General features: G+C 64.6%; 23 protein-coding genes. 11 read left to right on the plus strand and 12 right to left on the minus strand.

Annotated elements, in window-relative coordinates; genetic code table 11:
• Window positions 1-75 precede the first annotated feature (75 nt).
• Window positions 76-1,668: a Ppx/GppA phosphatase family protein gene (locus tag QZ186_RS05975; RefSeq protein ID WP_296416149.1), complete on the minus strand. Its 1,593-nt coding sequence runs from the start codon at window positions 1,666-1,668 to the stop codon at window positions 76-78.
• Window positions 1,669-1,744: 76 nt separating this feature from the next.
• Here QZ186_RS05975 and QZ186_RS05980 point away from each other — a divergent pair, with 76 nt between their 5' ends.
• Window positions 1,745-2,650 carry a 4-hydroxybenzoate polyprenyltransferase gene (locus QZ186_RS05980; RefSeq protein WP_296416150.1) on the plus strand — a complete coding sequence of 302 codons (906 nt, stop codon included), beginning with the start codon at window positions 1,745-1,747 and terminating at the stop codon, window positions 2,648-2,650.
• On the plus strand, window positions 2,647-3,540 hold the full coding sequence (locus QZ186_RS05985; protein WP_296416151.1) for an LD-carboxypeptidase: 894 nt from the start codon (window positions 2,647-2,649) through the stop codon (window positions 3,538-3,540). Before QZ186_RS05980 ends, QZ186_RS05985 begins: the two co-directional genes overlap by 4 nt.
• On the opposite strand, the gene ispD is transcribed toward QZ186_RS05985, so the two are convergent.
• Window positions 3,537-4,214, minus strand: coding sequence for a 2-C-methyl-D-erythritol 4-phosphate cytidylyltransferase (gene ispD, locus QZ186_RS05990; RefSeq protein WP_296416152.1), 678 nt, complete (start codon window positions 4,212-4,214; stop codon window positions 3,537-3,539). The genes QZ186_RS05985 and ispD overlap by 4 nt on opposite strands.
• A 73-nt stretch (window positions 4,215-4,287) precedes the next feature.
• Between ispD and QZ186_RS05995 the strand changes: the two genes are divergently transcribed.
• From QZ186_RS05995 to fabG, 3 genes are read left to right on the plus strand one after another with little or no spacing between them, the layout of a single operon-like run.
• Entirely contained in the window at window positions 4,288-5,121 is an 834-nt protein-coding gene (locus tag QZ186_RS05995; protein WP_296416153.1) for a lipopolysaccharide heptosyltransferase family protein, read from the plus strand.
• Between the two features lie 5 nt (window positions 5,122-5,126).
• Window positions 5,127-6,251: a TrkA family potassium uptake protein gene (locus tag QZ186_RS06000; RefSeq protein WP_247479245.1), complete on the plus strand. Its 1,125-nt coding sequence runs from the start codon at window positions 5,127-5,129 to the stop codon at window positions 6,249-6,251.
• Between the two features lie 26 nt (window positions 6,252-6,277).
• Window positions 6,278-7,030, plus strand: coding sequence for a 3-oxoacyl-[acyl-carrier-protein] reductase (gene fabG, locus QZ186_RS06005; RefSeq protein ID WP_247479248.1), 753 nt, complete (start codon window positions 6,278-6,280; stop codon window positions 7,028-7,030).
• 3 nt (window positions 7,031-7,033) lie between these two features.
• Here the strand turns inward: fabG and QZ186_RS06010 are convergent, their stop codons facing one another.
• Complete coding sequence (locus QZ186_RS06010) at window positions 7,034-7,258, minus strand: hypothetical protein (RefSeq protein ID WP_296416186.1); 225 nt, start codon at window positions 7,256-7,258, stop codon at window positions 7,034-7,036.
• 129 nt (window positions 7,259-7,387) lie between these two features.
• On the opposite strand from QZ186_RS06010, the gene groL reads away from it, so the two are divergent.
• Complete coding sequence (gene groL, locus QZ186_RS06015) at window positions 7,388-9,058, plus strand: chaperonin GroEL (protein WP_247479251.1); 1,671 nt, start codon at window positions 7,388-7,390, stop codon at window positions 9,056-9,058.
• Between the two features lie 13 nt (window positions 9,059-9,071).
• Here the strand turns inward: groL and QZ186_RS06020 are convergent, their stop codons facing one another.
• The 7 genes from QZ186_RS06020 to QZ186_RS06050 form a co-directional block, all read right to left on the minus strand.
• Window positions 9,072-9,263, minus strand: coding sequence for a hypothetical protein (locus QZ186_RS06020; protein WP_296416154.1), 192 nt, complete (start codon window positions 9,261-9,263; stop codon window positions 9,072-9,074).
• Window positions 9,264-9,354: 91 nt separating this feature from the next.
• Complete coding sequence (locus tag QZ186_RS06025) at window positions 9,355-10,044, minus strand: N-acetylmannosamine-6-phosphate 2-epimerase (protein ID WP_296416155.1); 690 nt, start codon at window positions 10,042-10,044, stop codon at window positions 9,355-9,357.
• Window positions 10,034-10,522: a hypothetical protein gene (locus tag QZ186_RS06030; protein WP_296416156.1), complete on the minus strand. Its 489-nt coding sequence runs from the start codon at window positions 10,520-10,522 to the stop codon at window positions 10,034-10,036. The genes QZ186_RS06025 and QZ186_RS06030 overlap by 11 nt, the downstream gene beginning before the upstream one ends.
• An 18-nt stretch (window positions 10,523-10,540) precedes the next feature.
• Window positions 10,541-11,407: an ABC transporter permease gene (locus QZ186_RS06035; protein ID WP_029626413.1), complete on the minus strand. Its 867-nt coding sequence runs from the start codon at window positions 11,405-11,407 to the stop codon at window positions 10,541-10,543.
• Between the two features lie 51 nt (window positions 11,408-11,458).
• The gene (locus QZ186_RS06040) at window positions 11,459-12,490 is read right to left on the minus strand and encodes an ABC transporter ATP-binding protein (RefSeq protein ID WP_247479258.1); all 1,032 of its coding nucleotides are present in this window, start codon (window positions 12,488-12,490) and stop codon (window positions 11,459-11,461) included.
• Window positions 12,491-12,527: 37 nt separating this feature from the next.
• Window positions 12,528-13,532 (minus strand): heme o synthase, encoded by a 1,005-nt coding sequence (locus tag QZ186_RS06045; RefSeq protein ID WP_296416157.1) that lies wholly within the window; start codon window positions 13,530-13,532, stop codon window positions 12,528-12,530.
• A gap of 4 nt (window positions 13,533-13,536) precedes the next feature.
• Window positions 13,537-14,418: a COX15/CtaA family protein gene (locus QZ186_RS06050; protein ID WP_010318024.1), complete on the minus strand. Its 882-nt coding sequence runs from the start codon at window positions 14,416-14,418 to the stop codon at window positions 13,537-13,539.
• Between the two features lie 206 nt (window positions 14,419-14,624).
• Here QZ186_RS06050 and QZ186_RS06055 point away from each other — a divergent pair, with 206 nt between their 5' ends.
• From QZ186_RS06055 to QZ186_RS06070, 4 genes are all read left to right on the plus strand, one after another.
• Window positions 14,625-15,464 (plus strand): cytochrome c oxidase subunit II, encoded by an 840-nt coding sequence (locus QZ186_RS06055; RefSeq protein WP_296416158.1) that lies wholly within the window; start codon window positions 14,625-14,627, stop codon window positions 15,462-15,464.
• Window positions 15,461-17,137 (plus strand): cytochrome c oxidase subunit I, encoded by a 1,677-nt coding sequence (gene ctaD / locus QZ186_RS06060; protein ID WP_296416159.1) that lies wholly within the window; start codon window positions 15,461-15,463, stop codon window positions 17,135-17,137. The genes QZ186_RS06055 and ctaD overlap by 4 nt, the downstream gene beginning before the upstream one ends.
• Before the next feature lie 5 nt (window positions 17,138-17,142).
• Complete coding sequence (locus QZ186_RS06065; RefSeq protein ID WP_010318030.1) at window positions 17,143-17,745, plus strand: cytochrome c oxidase subunit 3; 603 nt, start codon at window positions 17,143-17,145, stop codon at window positions 17,743-17,745.
• A gap of 127 nt (window positions 17,746-17,872) precedes the next feature.
• Entirely contained in the window at window positions 17,873-18,244 is a 372-nt protein-coding gene (locus tag QZ186_RS06070) for an AbrB family transcriptional regulator (RefSeq protein WP_247479751.1), read from the plus strand.
• A 19-nt stretch (window positions 18,245-18,263) separates the two neighbouring features.
• On the opposite strand, the gene QZ186_RS06075 is transcribed toward QZ186_RS06070, so the two are convergent.
• A complete protein-coding gene (locus tag QZ186_RS06075) occupies window positions 18,264-18,848 on the minus strand; it encodes a DUF308 domain-containing protein (protein WP_010318034.1) in 585 nt (194 codons plus the stop codon).
• A gap of 55 nt (window positions 18,849-18,903) precedes the next feature.
• Window positions 18,904-19,557, minus strand: a complete 654-nt coding sequence (locus QZ186_RS06080; RefSeq protein WP_296416160.1) for a riboflavin synthase — start codon at window positions 19,555-19,557, stop codon at window positions 18,904-18,906.
• Between the two features lie 55 nt (window positions 19,558-19,612).
• Between QZ186_RS06080 and QZ186_RS06085 the strand changes: the two genes are divergently transcribed.
• Window positions 19,613-20,134 (plus strand): bifunctional nuclease family protein, encoded by a 522-nt coding sequence (locus QZ186_RS06085; protein WP_296416161.1) that lies wholly within the window; start codon window positions 19,613-19,615, stop codon window positions 20,132-20,134.
• Window positions 20,135-20,181 lie beyond the last annotated feature (47 nt).

Raw genomic sequence — 20,181 nt, forward strand, 5'->3', positions numbered from 1 at the left:
GGTTCAATCTCGGTTGAACCAGAAGCCCCCTCGCAAGAGGGGGCTTTTTGTTGGGGGGGCGCTGCAGTGTTGGAGCTAACTCACCCGCAAGGTCATGCCGAGCGCTTCTTCGACATAGCTCTCGCAGGACCGCAGACTCCAGCGCTCCAGGTTGAGATCCACCTCAGCCGTCAGCGGCAACAACTGGATCGCAATGCCGTTCTCGGCGTTGGCCTGCAGAACACAATCGGCAATCACCTTCTGGGGACGGCGATCCATCGCCACCGCCAGACGCAGCAGCAAGGCCATCGCTGAAACCGTGCGGCGTTGCTCCCTCCCTTCTATGAGTTGCCAGGACTCATGGCGTTTTTTCGGCAGGGAGCGGCGGTGGTAACGGGCAATCGCCGCCACCATGAGCTGCTCGCTCTCGGAATAGCCCAGGAGGTCACCGTGGCGAATCAGATACCAGGTGTGTTTGTGATACGCACCGACATTGATGTGCTGTCCGCAGCTGTGCAGCATCGCCGCGGCCCACAGCAACTGACGCCCCTGGCCATCGTCTTGATGCAGCAGGCCGTGGCTTTGGTCGTAGAGACGCATGGCTAGCGCAGCGACCCGCTCAGAGCGGGGCACATCCACCCCATAACGCTGGGCCTGATGCAGCACCGTGCGTTGACGAATGCTGCTTTGAAAGGCAAAGCGATCAACGATCAAGTCGTTGCGCAGCATCCAATCAACAATCAAGCCCTCCCGCAGGGCCCGTTCGCTGATCACCAGCTCCTCCGCCCCGATCATCCCCATCGCCGTCTGCAAAATCAGGGCGCCAGGAACGATGATTTCCGCCCGGCGTTCATTCAGGGCCGGGTGAGCCTTGCGCTCCGCAGGCGTCATCCCCAAGAGGCGTTCGACGATCTGATCGAGTTTTTGCCGCGAGACCCGGTAGCCCTGCATGCGCAGGGGCGGACGCGCCTCATCCGCGGCGGCCATCGCGGCGATCGCCATCGCCGTTCCACTGGTGGCGACCATCACCGGCTGATCACCGAGCCGCTTCAAACCTTGGCGGACCTTGAGCACCGCAGGCTCCAGCGCCCCCTGGATGAAGGCCCGCAGGAAGGTGACCCGCTTAGCCGGGATCGGGTCGTCCTGGACGAAATCCCGCTGCAGCCTGACCGCACCAATCCGGGTGCTGGTGAGGGCATGGGAGTCCGAAGCATCGGCCAGCACCAACTCGGTGGAGCCACCACCGATGTCGATGATCACGTGGGGCTTCTCGCCAAAGGACATCCCCGAGAGGACACCCAGATAGATCAAGCGCGCCTCTTCAGGGCCGCTCACCAGATCAACCGCGAGGCCCAGCTGCTCTTGGATCGATTGCAGAAACTCCCGACCATTGGGTGCTTCACGAACGGCACTGGTGGCCGCCGTGACGACGTCCCCGGGATCCACGCCATGGCTGGCCGCCAGCTCACGGCAGTGGCGCAGGGTCGTGAAGGCCCGCTCAATCGCCTCAGGCGAGAGATCGCCACTGACGGGATCGCGCTCCCCCAGGCGGGTCGTTGATTTTTCAGTGAGCAGCACCGAGAAGCTGCGCAGCTCCGGATCGACGCTGGCGATCAAGAGGTGAATCGAGTTGGTGCCGATGTCGATGCCGGCCACCGGCCGTAGGGCACCACTGCGGGGCTCACTCACGGTCCAATCCCTGGAGCTGAGCCACTTTGGCACCGCCCCTCAGCCCTAGGGTGCGGGCACTTTTCCCCTGCTGAACGTGGCTGCCGACAGCAAGGGCCTTGGATCGCTGCTCCGGGCTTGGCTGGGTCTACTGCGCTGGGACAAGCCCAGCGGACGCCTGATCTTGTTGATCCCCGCCGGCTGGAGTCTCTTCCTGGAGGGCCAGGCTCCCCCCAGCCTCCACCTGCTGGCGGCCATCGTCATCGGCGGCCTGGCCGTCAGCGGTGCGGGCTGTGTCGCCAATGACCTCTGGGATCGGCGGATTGATCCCCAGGTGGAGCGAACCCGCCAACGGCCGCTTGCCAGCGGCCAGATCGGTGTTCCGGGGGCCGTTGTGCTGCTGCTGTTCTGCCTGATCGCTGCTCTTGCCGTTGTGCTCTGGGGGCTGCCAGAAGCCAACAGAACCCTTTGCCTCCAACTGGCCATCGCCGCCCTGCCGCCGGTGCTGCTCTACCCCTCAGCGAAGCGCTGGTTTGCCTACCCGCAGGCGGTCCTGGCCCTCTGCTGGGGCTTTGCTGTGCTGATCCCCTGGGCGGCCTCCCGCGGCAGCCTCCAGGGGGGATGGCCCCTGCTCTGCCTCTGGCTGGCGACCCTGCTGTGGACCTTTGGCTTTGACACGGTTTACGCCATGTCCGACCGGGAGGATGACCGCCTGGTGGGCGTGCGCAGCAGCGCGCTGAGCCTTGGGGAGCAGGCCCCCCTGGCCGTGGCCCTCTGCTACGCCAGCGCTGGAGTGTTGCTGGCGGTTGCCTCGGCCCTGCAGGGGGTTCAGCCCGTGTTCTGGCTGATCTGGCTGGTGGTCGTCCTTGGGCAGCTCAAGGAAGCCTTGGCCTTACGGCAGCCGCAGCTGCCGCGCTCGGCCTATGGCCGCCACTTCAAACATCAGGTGCTGCTCGGTGCGCTCCTGCTGCTCGGCCTAGCCATCGGACGGATCTGGGCATGAACGCGCGCCCCTGGCCCCGCCCGCTCCAAGCCGGCGATCGCGTCCAACTGGCCGCCGCCAGCTCCGCGCTCCAGGGCGATGCCATCAGCCGCCTGGAAGCGGGAATCGTTGTCCTTGAGCGCTGGGGACTGGAGGTGGAACCCCATCGCAACCTGCAGCGGCACTGGGGCTACTACGCCGGCACGGACCCCGAACGCCTGGAGGACCTCCAACCCAATGCGCCATTGGTGGCGTGCATGCGCGGTGGCTGGGGCTCTGCACGACTGCTGGAGCGGCCCCTTGCGGCTGAGGAGCACTGGCTGCTGGGCTTCTCCGATGTCACCTCCCTGCTCTGGGCGCGGCAGGCCGCTGGCCTACCCGGGGGCATCCATGGGCCCATGGTCACCACCCTGGGGGCCGAACCGGAGTGGAGCCAAGAGCGGCTACGGGCTCTGCTCTTTGGCGAGGCTCTACCGCCCCTGCAAGGGACGGTCTGGAACCCGGGCCAAGCCGAGGGCCCCTGCCTCGCCGGCAATCTCACGGTGGCGACGCACCTGCTGGGGACGCCTCACCTCCCCGACCTGAGTGGAGCGATCCTGCTGTTCGAAGACATCGGCGAGGCCCCCTATCGAATCGATCGGATGCTCTCCCACTGGCGCCTCAGTGGGGCCCTCCAGCAGATCGCGGGGCTGGGCTTTGGCAGCTTCAGCGACTGCGAGGGGGATGAGGATGACGCCCGTGATCCCCAGCACTCCTTTGGTCTGCAGGCGGTGCTTCAGGAGCGCTGCGGCGACCTCGGCATTCCGGTGATTGCCGACCTGCCTTTTGGCCATCGCTGCGGCAACGCCGCCATTCCCATCGGCCGCAGGGCCCGTCTGGACGGCGAGCGCGGCCAACTGCTGCTGCTCTAGCGACCCGAGAGCACCGCCTCAGCAATCGTCAGATCGAAGGGCGTCGTGATCTTGATGTTGGAGGGGGAGGACTCCATCACCCGCACGGGCCAACCCAGCCGTTCAAACAGGGAGGCGTCATCGGTGACACTCCAACCCTCCCCGCGCGCCTGGGCATGGGCCTGGCGCAACTGCTCGACCGGAAACCCCTGGGGGGTTTGGGCGCCCCAGAGAACGGAGCGATCCGGGGTGTCTTGGATCACGCCGTCGCCATCGACCCGCTTGATCGTGTCGGTGACCGGTGCGGCAGCAATCACCGCAGCGCCAGCGTCAACAGCCGCGGAACAGCGATCGATCAGAGCTGGATCGACCAAGCAGCGGGCTCCGTCATGGATCAGAACCGATTGGGCCTCCGGCGGCAGCGCAGCCAGGCCGTTGCAGACCGAATCCTGGCGGGTGTCCCCACCCTGAATCCACTGGACCGGGATCCCTGGGTTGGCCGCCTTCAGCAGGGCTTCGATGTCCGGCCGGTCGATCTCCTGGCCGACCAGACCGATCCAGCGCACGCTCTCGGAGGCCAGGGCCGCATCGAGAGTCCAGGCCAACACAGGCCGGCCGCTGACCTCCAGGAGCAGCTTGTTGCGCTCCGCCCCCATCCGCCGACCGCTACCGGCACAGGCAATCAGCAGATGCATCGCGCGCTCCTGAGGACTAAGTAATCCGACCTACATACAATCAGCCAGCGATCTGCTGCACACCCCCGCAACCATGCGAGTCCTCTTTTTGGTGCCGGGTGGTGTCAGTGCACAGCTGCAGGCCATTCCGGCCGCAGCGCAGGTCGCGCAAGACCTCAAGGCCCAGGTGCAGGTGGCCTGCTCCCCCGCGGCGGCAGCCGCCTGGTCCCTGCTGCCGGCGGTGGAGAAGGTGATTCCCTTCGCCTTTGATGACGGGCCGAGCCTCGCCGACTGGGCCAACCTCCTGGGCAACGTGCGCGAGCCCGACTTTCAGGCCTGCATCAACCTCGCCAGCGGCCGCCAGGTTGATCTGATGCTGTCGATGAGTCACATCCCCAATCGCGTCGCCGCCGCTGGGTTCTCGGCCACGTCAACCGTCACCCCTGAAGCCGGCTGGGGGGCACAAGCGCTGTCCGCCTTCCTGCGCCCACTCGGCGTCACCCTCGACGCCAGCCAATTCCGCCTGTCCTTGCCCAAAGGAGCACTGGAGCAAGCCGCAGCGTCCATGCCCAGTGGCCAGGGACCCGCCCTGTTGCTTGCCCCGTCAGGGAACCGTCAGGACTGGCCCGCCGAACACTGGCGAGCACTGCCCGAGGCCATCCGCAGCAAGCTGCCGGACCTGCGGGTCATCCAGGCCGGTGGCGCCAATCTGCTGCAGCGGGCCGCGCAACTGGCCAGCTGTGATGTGGTCCTCAGCAGTGATCCCATCACCAGCCAACTGGCCCTGCTCAGTGGCATGCCTCTGGTGGCCCTCGGCCAGGACCCCGCCTCCCTGCCACAACGGGAGGGCGTGCAAGCGGTGGGTCAGGCCGGAGCCCTTGAGCAGCTGGGCACCCCTGAGGTCTTAAAAGCCCTCGGCTTGGGATGACACCGATGCGGCAGCGACCCCGTTCACTGCCGCGCCGCCGCGGCCTCCTCAGCCCCATTCGCACGCAAGTGGCCAGGCGCCCCTGGGCAGGCCCGATCCTGGCCCTGGCCACGGTCGTCAATGCCGGCGCCGTTGGCTACCGACTGGCGGAGGGCTGGGACTGGGGTGATTGCTACTGGATGGTGCTGATCACCCTCAGCACCCTGGGGTTTAGCGATGAGCACACCCAACTGATCCACACCGGCGGCCGCATCGTCACGGCGCTGCTGTTGGTGGGCGGCCTGGTGGTGGTCCAGCAAACCATCCAGAAACTGCTGGAATTAACCAACTCCGGCTACTTTCGCCGCATCCGCCAGCGGCGCTACCGCCAACAGCTGCAGCGATCGATGAATCAGCACGTCATCCTCTGCGGCTACGGCCGGATGGGCCGCGAAATCGCGGATCAACTGAATGGAGAAAACGTCCAACTGTTGGTGGTTGAAAACGACAGCGACCGCATTGAGGAAGCACAGCAGCGAGGCCTGACGGTCCTTCAGGGAGACGCCACCCTCGATGAAACCCTGGAGGAGGCCGGCATCCACCGCTGCCGAGCACTGGTCGCCGCCCTGCCGAGCAACGCGGCCAACCTCTACGTGATCCTCAGCGCCCGGGGATTGGCGCCGAGCGCCCGGCTGATTGCCCGCTCCGACAGCGAAGAAGCGGAAGGGAAACTGCGTTTAGCCGGAGCTGACCAGGTGGTGAGCCCCTATGTGGCCGGCGGTCGTGCCATGGCCGCCACCGCCCTGAGGCCCCTGGCGGTGACCTTCATGGACCTGCTGGCCGGCAGCGAGTGTGAGGTGGACGAATTTCTGCTGAGCGAGCATCCCGAGGATCTCGGCGACCTCAACGGGGCCAGTCTCTCGGAACTGCAGTTGGGACGCCGCAGTGGTGCCCTGGTCCTGGCGATCCGAAACCCCGCGGCCAGCCAACTCAGCACCGGAGCGCCGGAGCCACTCATCGCCAACCCCGGCGGTGATGTCCGCCTGGGTCCCGGTCAGTTGCTGGTGGTCATGGGCAGCAAACGCCAGTTGCAGCGCTTTGGGGAACTGCTTGGCCCCGCCTTGGCTGAAGTCAAAATCATGCCCGCCTAGCCTGGTCCGACTTTTCAGCGTTCTCCATGGCGGACAGCACCCCCCTGGCCGGTCAGGTTGCTCTGGTGACCGGAGCCAGCCGAGGCATCGGGGCCTCCATTGCCCGCGAGCTGGCCCAGGCTGGCGCAACGGTGGTGGTGAACTACGCCAGCTCCCCCGCCGCGGCTGAGGCTGTGGTCGCTGAGATTCAGGCGGCAGGCGGCCAAGCCTGGTCCCACCAGGCCAACGTGGCCGAGGAAGAGCAGGTGGAGACCATGGTCAAAGCCGTCCTGGAGAAGGAAGGACGCCTGGACGTGCTGGTCAACAACGCGGGCATCACCCGTGACGGCCTGCTGATGCGCATGAAGAGCGCCGATTGGCAGAGCGTGATCGACCTGAACCTCAGCGGCGTCTTCCTCTGCACCCGAGCCGTCAGCCGGGCGATGTTGAAGGCCAGAAGCGGCCGGATCATCAACATCACCTCGGTGGTGGGACTGATGGGCAACCCCGGCCAGGCCAACTACAGCGCCGCCAAAGCTGGTGTGATTGGCCTGACCCGCAGCAGCGCTGCGGAATTCGCGAGCCGCGGGGTCACCGTGAACGCTGTGGCCCCTGGCTTCATCGAGAGCGACATGACCGCGGAGCTCGACAAGGAGCCGATCCTCAAGGCCATTCCCCTGGGACGGATGGGGCAACCCACCGAGGTCGCCAGCGCCGTTCGCTTCCTCGCGGCCGATCCCGCCGCTGCCTACATGACCGGCCAGGTCCTGCAGGTGGATGGCGGCATGGTGATGCGCTGAGGTCTAGCCCTCCACCGGTTGCGTGAGTTCCTCCCGCAGTCGTCGGATGCGCTGCAGCAGGCGTAGCCGGCGACTGCGGGCGGTCACAGTCAAAAAGACCCGCAGGGGCACATAGATCAAGGCCATTCCCAAGCCCAGGCCGGCCACGATCAGAAACGCCATCACGTTGCTGCCGGCCGTTGGATCGGCCAGGCCCTGGACCAGGGTGTCGCTGATGCTCTCCTCCATGGCGCGAACCCTATCGAGCAGATCGAGCGGGCGATAGGGGTGAGCTGCGATCCATTCGGCTTTCCCCACAAGCCAAGGGCCACCTCTGCATGGGAGCCTGTGGCCACTACAGCGCGATCAGCCTCCGCGATGGCCAAGCTGCTCTCCTTCTCCGATGAATCCCGCGCCTATCTCGAGCGCGGCGTCAATGCCCTCGCCGATGCGGTCAAGGTCACCATCGGACCCAAGGGCCGCAACGTCGTTCTCGAGAAGAAGTTCGGGGCTCCCGATGTCGTCAACGACGGCGTGACCATCGCCCGGGACATCGAACTGGAAGACCCCTTCGAGAACCTCGGCGCCAAGCTCCTGCTGCAGGTCGCGACCAAAACCAAGGACCAGGCCGGTGATGGCACCACCACCGCCACCGTCCTGGCCCAGGCCATGACCCGCGAAGGTCTACGCAACGTCGCCGCTGGCGCCAGCCCCGTGAGCCTGCGCCGCGGCATGGAGAAGGCCACCGCTCAAGTCGTGGCGGGCATCCAGCAGCGTTCCACCCCCGTTGCCGGCGAGTCCATCGGCCAGGTGGCCACCGTCAGCTCCGGCGGCGATGAGGAAGTCGGCCGGATGGTCAGCGAGGCGATGGAGAAGGTGAGCGTCGATGGCGTGATCACCGTCGAGGAGAGCAAGAGCCTCGCCACCGAACTGGAAATCACCGAAGGCATGGCCTTCGATCGGGGCTACAGCTCCCCCTACTTCGTCACCGACAACGACCGTCGCGTCTGCGAATTCGAAGATGCGCTGCTGCTGGTCACCGACCGCAAGATCAGTGCCATCAACGACCTCGTGCCCGTTCTGGAGGCCGTGTCGAAAGCTGGCAAGCCCCTGGTGATCCTCTCGGAGGAAGTCGAGGGTGAAGCCCTGGCCACCCTGGTGGTCAACAAGAACCGCGGGGTTCTGCAGGTGGCCGCCGTCCGCGCCCCTGGCTTTGGCGATCGCCGCAAGGCCATGCTCCAGGACATCGCCATCCTCACGGGTGCCACCTTGATCAGCGAGGACCGTGCCATGGCCCTCGATCAAGTGGGTCTGGAGGATCTCGGCAGCATGCGCCGGATCACGATCAGCAAGGACGACACCACCATCGTGGCCAGTGACGCTCACCAGGCTGCCGTCCGCGACCGTGTCGCCGCCATCAAGCGCGAGCTCGAGAACACCGACTCTGAGTACGACCGCGAGAAGCTCACCGAGCGCATCGCCAAGCTGGCCGGTGGCGTTGCCGTGATCAAGGTGGGTGCTCCCACCGAAACCGAGCTGCGCAACCGCAAACTGCGGATCGAAGACGCCCTCAACGCCACCCGCGCCGCGGTGGAAGAGGGCATCGTCGCCGGCGGTGGCAGCACCCTGGTCCAGCTCGCCGCCGACCTCGATGGCCTAGCTGCCCAGCTGGAGGGCGACGAGCGCACCGGTGTTGAGATCGTGCAGCGCGCTCTCTCTGCGCCCCTGCATCAGATCGCAGCCAACGCGGGCTATGACCCCAACGTTGTGGCGGACCAAGTGGCCTCCACTGGCAACGGCTTCAATGCCGCGACCGGCACCTACGAAAACCTGCTCACCGCAGGCATTCTTGATGCCGCCAAGGTGGTCCGCCTGGCCCTTCAGGACGCCGTCTCGATTGCTTCCCTGCTGCTGACCACCGAGGCGGTGATCGCTGACAAACCCGAGCCGGCAGCCGCAGCCGCACCGGGTGGTGGCGGCATGGATCCCATGGGTGGCATGGGCGGTATGGGTGGCATGGGCGGCATGGGCATGCCCGGCATGATGTGATGCCGGCCTCGGCCTACATCACCCGAATCAAGCGGGCGTGAATCCGGCAGACGGCAAGGGCTTCCGGGGGTGGGTTGCGGCACAGGCGGCCCAGCTCCCGGTTCAGCGCTTCGAGCTCAGCTAAGGGCAAGCCCGCTATGGGTGTGGCCAAGAGCGTCACGCCCACCACCACTGAAAAAAACGGCAGCCCACGCTGGGAGCTCATCGACTTTCCTCCCATTCGAGACAACCGAGACACGCTCAGTTTGAACTCGCCTGGGCTGCAGGTCCTGCTCCTTCAGAAAGCTTTTGGACCGCTAGGACTCCAGGGCCCGGCGATAGGCCGCCACCTGCAGATCCACGCCGGTAATCGCCGTCCCCACCACCACCGCATCGGCACCCCCATCAAGGGCCTGCCTGGCCTGCTGGGCTGAGGCGATTCCACCCTCACAGATCAGCATCGCCGGACCCGGGAGCTGCTCGCGCAGTGGACGCAACAGAGTCCAAGCAGGAGGCTTGAGGGAGGCGGTGGACTCGGTGTAGCCGTAGAGGGTTGTGCCAACCCAATCACAGCCGAGCTCCGCGGCGCGCAACCCGTTCTCCAGACTGTCGACATCCGCCATCAAGCAGGCTCCAAGCTCCTGCTTGGCGCGCTGCACCAAATCGGGCAAGAGGGCCCCAGCGGGGCGAACCCGATCAGTGGCATCCAGGGCAATGACATCGGCACCGGCGGCCCAAACCGCCTGAATCTCTTCCCAGCCGGGGGTGATGTAGACGGAACTATCGGGGAACGTGCGCTTCCAGAGGCCAATAATCAAAGCCTCCGGGCAGCGGCGGCGCACCGCCCCAATGTGTTGAGGACTCTCCAGGCGGACACCCACCGCGCCGTTGTTGAGGCTGGCCTCAGCCATGGCCGCAATCACCTGCGGGTCCCGCATCGGTGAGCCCTCAGGGGCCTGAACCGAGACGATCAGCCCGCCACGGAGCAACGAGGGATCAGGCAGCACGGGAGTCTTCCGAACCGGGAAGCCAAGCACGCAACTCCGCCAAGGCGGGATGGCTGGGGGCCGGAGCAGGGCGTGACGCAGCGGCTCGACGACGCACGACGGGCTTGAACGCGGTCTGAGGGATCGGAACCGGAGCCGCTACAGGTTCAGGCTCAGCCATCACAACCGGTTCGGGCTCAGGTTCGGGTTCCGGCTCGACTTCAGGTTGCGGTTCAGGTGCCATCTCCTCTTGCACGGCAACGACGAGGGGCTCGGGCTCAGCCTGAGGAGTTCGCCACCAGTGGAGTCCTTCTGAATCCTCGGCTTCCAACTCCTGAAGCAGGGGCTCAAGAGCATCGACCCCGTGGCGATGGACCCACTGGCCGAGCAACCCATCCACGCTCGAGCGATCACGCTCGGACAAGGCCTGGCGCAGGGCCAAAACGTGGGCCTGGCGGCGGGCTTGCGGTGACGGCGGAGGAGAAGGGCGCTGGGGCACGATCGCTGCGGGAAAAGATCAGGCGAGCTTGCGATCCAGCAGAGGGCGGATCAGCAGAAACAAACCCAACGCCAAAGCGGCCAGAACCCCTAAACAAGCGGCAGCGCTGAGGTCCCCATAGGGGGCATGCAACACCACAGCTGAGAGGGAGAAATGACCGGCGTAAGCGGCGCGAATCGGCTCAATCGCGAAGGTAAGGGGATTTACGGCCGCTAGCCAGCCCAACCAGGCCGGCATAAAGGAAATCGGAGCCAGGGCCGTGCTGGCAAACAGCAGGGGCAAATTGGCCACAAAGATCACGGCGATCAGCTCGATGTGACCTGGCAGTGCGAAGGCCAACCCCAAGCTCAGGCCCGTCACAGCGAAGACCAACAGCAACAGGGTCAGCAGCACCAGGAGCAACCCAGAACCGCCGGGCCAGCCGTACCCCAAGACCCAGGCGGTGGCCATGATCGCGACGCTCTGCACCAGGCTCAGGGCCGTGATGTAGAGCACCGAGGCCAGGACAATCGAGCTGCGGGAGCGCAACGGGGCCACCAACAGGCGATTGAGGAAACCAAACTCCCGATCGAACATCACCGGCAAGCCCGCATTCAAGGCAGCGCTGAAGGCCGTGAAGACAATCACGCCGGCACCGAGGAAGCGGCCGTAACTCATGCCCTCGGGCAGCAGACCCTCAGGGGCATTGGCGAAGAGGGCCCCAAAGAGAACCAGCCAAATCAGGGGTTGCAGGACCCCCGCCACCAGGGTCGACGGACGGCGCGCCAGCTGCAGGAACAGACGGCGGGTCAACGCCAGGGTCTCCTGCGTCAGGTCAGCCAGGGCTGACCGCGGGGCGCTGGCGCTGGGGGCCGGGCTGAGCAAAGAAGAGGAAGCGCTGGTCATCTCAAATAACAGAAAAGTCCATCCACGGGAAATCCCGAACCAAAGCCACGGTCAACGCATGGACTGCTTGCGCTCCGCCTTGGCATCACGGACACCGGCCACCGCCAGCTCGGCATCCATCAAGGTCCGACCCGTGGCCTGGAGGTAGACGTCATCCAGGCTGGGGCGGCTTTGGGCAAGGGCAAAAACAGGGAGCTGGGCTTCAGCCAGCTGACGGCGCAACTGCTCCACCACACCGTCGTGTTCCACCACCAAATTCAAGGAGAAGCCCTGGGCTCGGTTGACCACCACCTGACGCACCCCCGGGCAGGCCTGCAGCAGCTGCTGAACCCGTAGGGCCTCGGGTTCATCGCTGAACTCCCTCACCCGCAGGGTGACGCGGTCACCGCCGAGGGCCGCCTTGAGTTCGGAGGGGGGGCCCGCAGCAATCACCCGACCGTCCTCAATGATCGCCAGCTGATCCGCCAGGGCATCGACCTCCTCGAGGTAGTGACTGCTCAGCAGCACCGTGGTGCCCTGGTCGCGCAGTTGGCGCAGCACGGTCCAAATGGCAGCGCGACTCTCGATATCCAGACCAACGGTGGGCTCATCGAGCACCAAGACATCCGGACGGTGCAGCAGACCGGAGGCCAAATCCAAACGCCGGCGCATCCCACCGGAGTAGGTGCCGCTGCGGCGGTCAATCCAGTCCGCCATCCCCAGCAGATCAATCAGCTCAGCAATGCGCTGGTCCCGGGCTGAACGGGCCAGGTGATACAGGTCGCCCTGCAACTGGAGCAGCTCACGGCCGCTGAGAATCTTGTCGAGGGCAACCTCTTGGGCCACATAACCCAAACGCTCGCGGACACCGCGGGGGTCTGTGAGCGCGTCGAGACCCGCCACCTGGACACGGCCGCTGGACGGGGCCAACAGGGTGGCGAGGATGCGCAGGGTCGTTGTTTTGCCCGCCCCGTTGGGACCCAACAAGCCGAACAAACTGCCACCAGGGACCTGAAGATTCAGGCCGTTCAAGGCATCAACGGCCTTCTCACCTTTTCCGTAGCGCTTGGAGACGTTCTCCAGATCAATCACTGGATGAGTCACCGCCGCCGACCTCGCTGGAGCACTAGAGAAATCGACTCTAGAAAGCGCCGCTCACCAGCGATGCCACCAGGGTGAAACCTGCGTTGCCGGACCCACTCCAACCCAGCAGGGCAAAGCCCTGCTGCGAAAACTGCTCCCCTGCCGGCATCCGAGCCATCAGCAGCAGCAGACAGACGCCAAAGAGATAGAAGATCGACCAGCGAAACAACCCCTTGGCCCGCTGCAGATCATCCGGGTCTTTGTGCAAATTCCAGGTCATCTGCAAGAGCCGGGCATTGAAGGGGAGCAGCAGGAGCCCGTAGAGCAACCCCCCACCGGGCAAGGCCCAGACACCCACCAGGCTCAGCACCACCGTCGCCAGGGCATACCAACGAATGGCCTCAGCGGTGGCACCACTGCCCTTCACCACCGGGAGCATGGGGATCCCGACGGCGCGGTAGTCCTCCTTCAGCAGCAGAGCGAGGGCCCAGAAATGGGCTGGCGTCCACAGCATCACCAGGGCAAACAACCACCAACTCCCCAGGCCCAGATGGCCCGTTGCCGCGGCGGCACCGACCAGGGGGGGAATGGCTCCAGCCACACCACCGATCACGATGTTCTGGGTGGTGCGGGGCTTCAGCAGCACCGTGTAGAGCAGGACGTAACTGCACAGACCCAGCAGCGACAAGCTGGCGGCCAGACAATTCACCCCGCCCACCAGCAGCGTCGCCGCCGTCAGCGTGAGGGTGACGGCAATGGCAAAAGCCGTCGTGATCGACAGGCGACCGGAGGGGAGTGCACGGCCGCTGGTTCGCTGCATGCGGCCATCGAGCTCCTGCTCCCAAAGGCAATTCAGGACCCCAGCCGCTGCGGCGGCCAAGGCGCCACCACCCAAGGTGCAGGCCAGGCGGAGAGGAGGCAGGGGCCAGCCTTCCGACATCGCCATCCCGCCAAGGGTGGTCGCCAGCAACAGGGGGATCAAACGGGGCTTGGCGATCTCCAGCCAGGGGGGCAACTTCAGCCGCTTCCTGGAGGGAACGATCTCCTCACGGGTCAGGGGCAAGGCATTAACCACGAAGCACCTCCGGCCAACTACGAACGGTCAAGGCCGCCAGAACGGCCACCAAGAGAGCAGCGCCCAGCTGGTGTGCCACGGTCACCGCTGGAACGGACAGGCTGAGACGCAAACTCAGCACGCCCAGGGCGATCTGCAGCAGAACCAGCAGTGCCGCAGCCAAGGCAAAGGGGCGCTCCGCCGGACGCTTCCAAAGCAGCAGTCCCGAACCCAGGAGCACCAGCAGACCCACCGGCCGAGCACCCAGGCGGTGCATCAAGAGCCAGGAGCAGCCCTCCCCAGCGCTCAGGCACCGGCCTGCCGCCCACTGACTGGCCATGAGTCCGCCCAAGAGGCACTGCACCAACACCGCAGTCGCCAGGACTGCGGTGAGGCCAGCCCAGAACAGAGAACGCCCTGACGAAGAAGCCAGGGAGCCGGCCCTCAGCAACTCACTCAAACCGCTCAGCAGAGCAACCAAGACCAGGGCGGTGAGCAGGTGAGCCGTCACCACAGGGAATGGCAACAGCAGGGTCACCGTTAGTGCACCCAAGCCCGCCTGAACAGCCACCAGCACCAGGCTCAGGCTGGCCAGGAGGGGGAAGCCCTTGGGCAACTCCCGCCTCCACCACCAACTGACCGAGGTGAGAACCAGAAGGCCCACACCGACGACAAAGGCATCCAGGCGATGGAACCACTCCAGGAAGACCTGCAGGTTCATCTGGCGCCCCGGCAAGAGGGAGCCGTAGCAAAGGGGCCAGTCTGGGCAAGCCAGACCTGCCTCCATCACACGCGTCGCCCCGCCGATGACCACCAGCGCAATCAGTGCGACCAACAGGTGGGCGCAGAGTGCGGCGAGGCCGTCTCGTTTGTTGGGCTGCATGGCGCCGAACATCTCTGCTGGAGAAGGGCGGTTGGCGTCAACCTAATGACGTCACACCGGCTTCGCAGACGTCCGTCACGCGCCACCCAAAAGCGACACCAACAGTGATCAATGGGTGAGCGTTCCCTCACCAAGAAGCGGCGGATTGCTGCAAAGAACCACGAACAACGCGTCGACGATCAAGCCTCCATAGGCTGACCTCGATTGATTTCAGGACGATGCGGATACCAGCCGCAATCCTCACCCTGATCACCGGAATGGCCCTGGTGTTGATGGGCCTCTGGATCGGGCAGAACGTCAACCTCCTGCCGGTTGACGCCAGCGCCAACGCGCCTGTTTATGACGAGCTCTTCAAGGTGCTCTTCAGCATTGGGACCATCCTGTTTGTCGGGATTGTCGGGCTGATCCTCTACAGCCTGGTGAAGTTCCGGCGCAAGCCAGGCGAGAGCGGTGATGGCGAAGCCGTCGAGGGGAACCTCCCGCTCGAGATCCTGTGGACCGCCATTCCCGCCGTGGTGGTCTTGTTTGTCGGCATCTATAGCTACGACATCTACGACCGGATGGGCGGCATGGCTCCGCTCAATGACCACAGCATGCATGCCATGGGCGGGGAGATGGAGGAGTCCCGCACCTGGGGCGGTATCAGCCCCGTGAGCCTGGAGAGCGACGACGCCCTAGCCCCACTGCCGATCGACGTGACGGCCATGCAGTTCGCGTTCATCTTTCACTACCCGGGGGCTGAGATCACGAGCGGCGAGCTGCATGTGCCCATGGGGCAGCCGGTGGCATTGCGCATGAAGGCCAATGACGTCATCCATGCCTTCTGGGTCCCCGAATTCCGCCTGAAGCAAGACGTCATCCCCGGTCAGCCCACACTCTTGAGTTTCACCGCCACGAGAGCTGGCCGTTATCCGATCGTCTGCGCAGAGCTCTGCGGCCCGTACCACGGCGGAATGCGCTCGACCGTGATCGTCGATGAACCCGAGACCTTCGAGGCCTGGGTCAACCAGAACAGTCCGATTGCCAGCGCAGCCCCACAAACCCCGGTGCAGTCATGACCATCAGCCTGACCCCTGAGCACCGCACGCCGCTGCAACCCCAAGGCTGGCTGCGCTACCTGAGTTTCAGCACCGACCACAAGGTGATCGGGCTGCAGTATCTGGTTTGTGGCTTCATTTTTTATCTGATCGGTGGCGCCCTCGCTGGAGCGATTCGAACCGAGCTGCTGACCCCGATTTCGGACTTCCTTCCCAGGGAGACCTACAACGAAGTCCTGACCCTGCACGGGACGGTGATGATCTTTCTCTGGATCGTCCCGGTGGTGAATGGGGCCTTTGGCAACTACCTGATTCCCTTCTATGTGGGAGCGCGCGACATGGCGTTCCCAAGACTGAACGCGGTGGCGTTTTGGCTGATCCCTCCAGCCGGGTTGCTCCTGATCAGCAGTTACTTCATTGCCAGCGCTGCCCAGTCGGGCTGGACCGCCTATCCACCCCTGAGCATCACGACCCCGGCCACCGGTCAGATCATCTGGATCTTGAGCGTGCTGCTTCTGGGCGGCAGCTCCATCTTTGGCGGGATCAACTTCATCGCCACCATCCTCAAACTGCGGCGACCGGGGCTCAAGCTGATGCAGCTCCCGATGTACTGCTGGGCGATGCTCGGCACCAGCATCTTGGTGGTGCTCTCCACCCCCGTCCTGGCCGGGACGCTGGTGCTACTGAGCTTCGACATCATTGCCCACACCGGCTTTTTCAACCCAAGCCTGGGCGGCAATGCGGTGGTTTATCAGCACCTGTTTTGGTTCTATTCCCACCCCGCGGTTTACATCATGGTGCTGCCGGCCTTTGGCCTGGTGAGCGAAATCCTGCCGATCCACTGCCGCAAGCCGCTCTTCGGATACACAACGATGGTGTATTCGATCATGGGCATCGTCTTCTTGGGCCTGATCGTCTGGGCCCACCACATGTTCACCAGCGGCACGCCTCCCTGGATGCGGCTGTTCTTCACCATCGCCACCTCCTTTATCGCCGTCCCGACAGGGATCAAGTTCTTCAACTGGCTCGCCACCATGTGGGGAGGCCGCATTGCCCTCAACAGCGCGATGCTCTTCTCCTGCGGCTTCATCATCAACTTTGTCTTCGGGGGAATCACGGGCGTCGCCCTCGCCCAGGTCCCCTTCGACATTCACGTGCACGACACCTACTTCGTCGTCGCCCACTTCCACTACATCGTCTACGGCGGCACGGTGTTTGTGATCTTTGCCTCGATCTACCACTGGTATCCCAAGGTGACCGGCCGATTGCTCAACGAGGACCTGGGACGGCTGCACTTTCTCTTGACCTTTGTCGGCTTCAACCTCTGCTTCGCTCCGCAGCACTGGCTTGGCCTCAATGGCATGCCGCGCCGCGTTGCCGAATACGACCCGCAATTTGAGTTGATCAACCAGCTCAGCAGTGTTGGGGCGCTGCTGATGGCCATCAGCACCCTGCCCTTCCTGCTGAACGTCGTCATGAGTGCCTTCAACGGCGCACCAGCCGGAGACAACCCCTGGAATGCCCTAACCCCCGAATGGCTCACCAGCTCCCCTCCACCGGTGGAGAACTGGAAGGGCGAGGCCCCCTTGGTGAAAGAGCCCTACGGCTATGGCACCCCCGCCGGCGAACTGCCATTGGCCGCCACCTCGGGCTCTGAGCTGTGGAAGCTCGGCAACTCTGACCAGCGCTCCTGAATGCCATGACAAGCCTGAGCACAAGCGAATCCCTGAACCAAGAACAGGGCACCGAGCACCAGGAGCACCACGGCGACTTCAGGATGTTCGGCCTCGCCACCTTCCTGGTGGCCGATGGCATGACCTTCGCCGGTTTCTTTGCCGCCTATCTGACCTTCCGAGCCGTTAACCCCCTGCCATCCGGGGCGACCTACGAATTGGAGATGGTGCTACCCACCATCAACACCCTGTTGCTGCTGATCAGCAGCTTCACCTTCCACCGGGCTGGCGCAGCGTTGAAGCGCAATCAAAAGGCCCTCTGCCAACGCTGGCTTTTGATCAGTGCCGCCCTGGGCTTTGCCTTTCTGGCCGGTCAGATGAAGGAGTACTTCGAGCTGCCCTTTGGTCTGACCGACAACCTCTTTGCCAGCACCTTCTACGCCATCACGGGCTTCCACGGCCTGCACGTCACCTTGGGCGGCTTGATGATCCTGATCGTCTGGTGGCAGTGCCGTGAAGGGGGCCGCGTCAGCTCTGACAACCTCTTTCCCCTGGAGGCCGCCGAGCTTTATTGGCACTTCGTCGATGGGATCTGGGTGGTGCTCTACGGAATCCTTTATCTGCTGTAGGGCAGCTGTTTGATCACAGTTCTTGCAAGTTGCCCTTGCGAAGCATTGCAAGTGATCGGCACAATCGGGCCGCCAGCGACCCACTGCAGCGGTGTTCGTCGAAGAGAAGACAACCAAGCCGACCCAGATGCTGGAAGGCAAGGCGCTACTGGACAAAGCCCGTTCGCTCAGCAATCGGCCTGAAGATCAGATCGCTCGGGCCTGTGGCTATGTCGGTCCCAGTGGCCGTCTTCTCAAAAAAAGCTTCTATCGCGCCCTGGTGGAAGCCAAGGGCTACAAGCTCCCCAGCCAAAGCGGCGGTGGCAGCGGCACCAAGGGGCGGCAAGCGGAATTCCGCACCAAGGTCCATGGCAACGGCAACCTCCTGATCGGCAACGCCTACACCAGGCGCATGGGGCTAGAGCCCGGCCAGGAGTTCAAGATCGAAGTCCACAAAGAAACGGGCTCCATTTGGCTACTGCCCGTGGAACAGGACGGCAGCGCAAACGAAGCCCTCTAAGGGAGATCCCCTGCGCGATTCAGCGCTCGTCTGGACCGTGGAACGCGGCACTGAAGACCAGAAGGTCAATGCCGCTGAAGAGGAAGCTGATCCCCACCAGGATGCCGATCACGCTCAGCAGACCCAGGCCCTTCATCGACACGATGATCAGGCCAAGGATCAAGGTGACGATGCCATTGGCCAAACCCCAGCCCCACCCGGCCATCTCCCGATGGGACAGGGAAACGATGCTGGCCACCGCACCCTCCACCAAAAAGACGATGCCGATGGCGAAGGCCAACGCCGCCACTTGAGCGGCAGCCGGTTCAACCCCAGCACTGAACTGCTGGATGATCCAAGCCCCGGTGACCACAAACAGGGTCGAGACCACGAGGCGCCAGAAGCAGTGCCATTGGCTCAGTTGCCTCGAGCGGTTGAGGCTGTTCACCCAGCCGATGATGCCGCCGACCAAAAAAGCCAGGGCTACCACCACCGTCACCCAGGCGGAGGCAATCATCGGGAAGATCAGGGCAAGGACACCCAGCACCAGCAGCAGGATGCCCTCGGCCACGGTGAAGCTGCGCAGGGCGCCCACCATCAGACCGGAATTGTCGTCAGAAGCCATGAAGTGTTCAGCAGGAACACGAACCCCCGGAACGTAGGCATGGCATCTGGTGTTGTCAGCTCCAGCCGTGCTCCTTCAACCAGGCCTCACTAATCGGAGCCGTCGACGCCGTCCCGTGTTGCAACAAGCGTTCGGTGTACTTCGCCAGCAGGTCTGCCTCCAGATTCACCGCCGTGCCGCGCTGCAGATGCTGCAGGGTCGTCGTGCCCCAGGTGTGGGGGATCACGGCGATCCAAAACTCAGCCCCGTCCTGACTGCAGCCCGCCACCGTCAGGCTGATGCCATCGACAGCAACGCTGGCCTTCTCGCAGATGTAGCGACCGAAAGAGGGATCCTGCCAACGCAGCGTGAGCTTCCAAGAGGCGCTTTGCTGCTCCACCCCCACCACCTCGCCCAAGCCGTCGACGTGGCCGCTGACCAAATGGCCGCCCAGTCGATCCTGAAGACGTAGGGCCGGCTCCAGGTTGACCCAGCCGCCACGGTCGGCCTTGGCCGAGAGGGTGGTGCGGCTGAGGGTCTCCTCACTGACATCGGCTGAGAACCCACTGGCGGAGCGCTCGGTCACCGTCAGGCAGACCCCATCAACCGCCACGCTGTCCCCGAGGGCCAGCTGGGCCGGATCGAGCTCAGAGCCCCGGGGGATGCGCAGCCGCAAACCGCCGCTGCTGCGCTGCAGCTCTCCGGTGGCCTGAACCAGCCCAGTGAACATGCGGTGGCCTGATCAACACTGGCCATAATCGGGCAGAAGGGAAAGCGGGCAAGCCATGGTCGAAATGCGAGTGGCCGGCATTGCCCTCGACGCCGCCAGTCGAAGTCCGATCGTGCTGCTCCGCGATCCATCCGGGCGGCGTCAGGTGCCCATCTGGATCGACCAGGCCCAAGCCCAAAACATCATGGCCGGGCTCAGCGACCAGACCCCGCCCAGGCCCCTGAGCCATGACCTGATGGTGGAACTGCTGCAGGCCGGGGGGCTGGAGCTGACCAAGGTGATCGTCCACGCCATCGAAGACAGCACCTTTCGTGCCGTGCTGAAACTGCGCACCGAGGGCGACGAGGAGCTGGAGCTCGACGCCAGACCCAGCGACGCCATTGCCCTGGCCGTCCGCACCGGCAGTGGGATCTGGATGCTGGAGGAGGTCGTCGCTGATGCCTCCATCCCCGTGGATGCTGAGGCCGATGCGGAAGATGCCGCCGATTTCCGCCGCTTCATCGATGGCATCAGTCCCGCCGAGCTTGTGAGGCACATCAACCAAGCCCAGACGGAGGCGGAGGAAGACCCTGGCTGAGCGCCGCCCCTTTGGCCAAGGACCACGGGTCTCCCCGTTCTGCCTGG

Origin of the sequence: Vulcanococcus sp. DEBay_Sum29NL08_54 (assembly GCF_017859255.1) — a bacterium.
GTDB lineage: Bacteria > Cyanobacteriota > Cyanobacteriia > PCC-6307 > Cyanobiaceae > Vulcanococcus.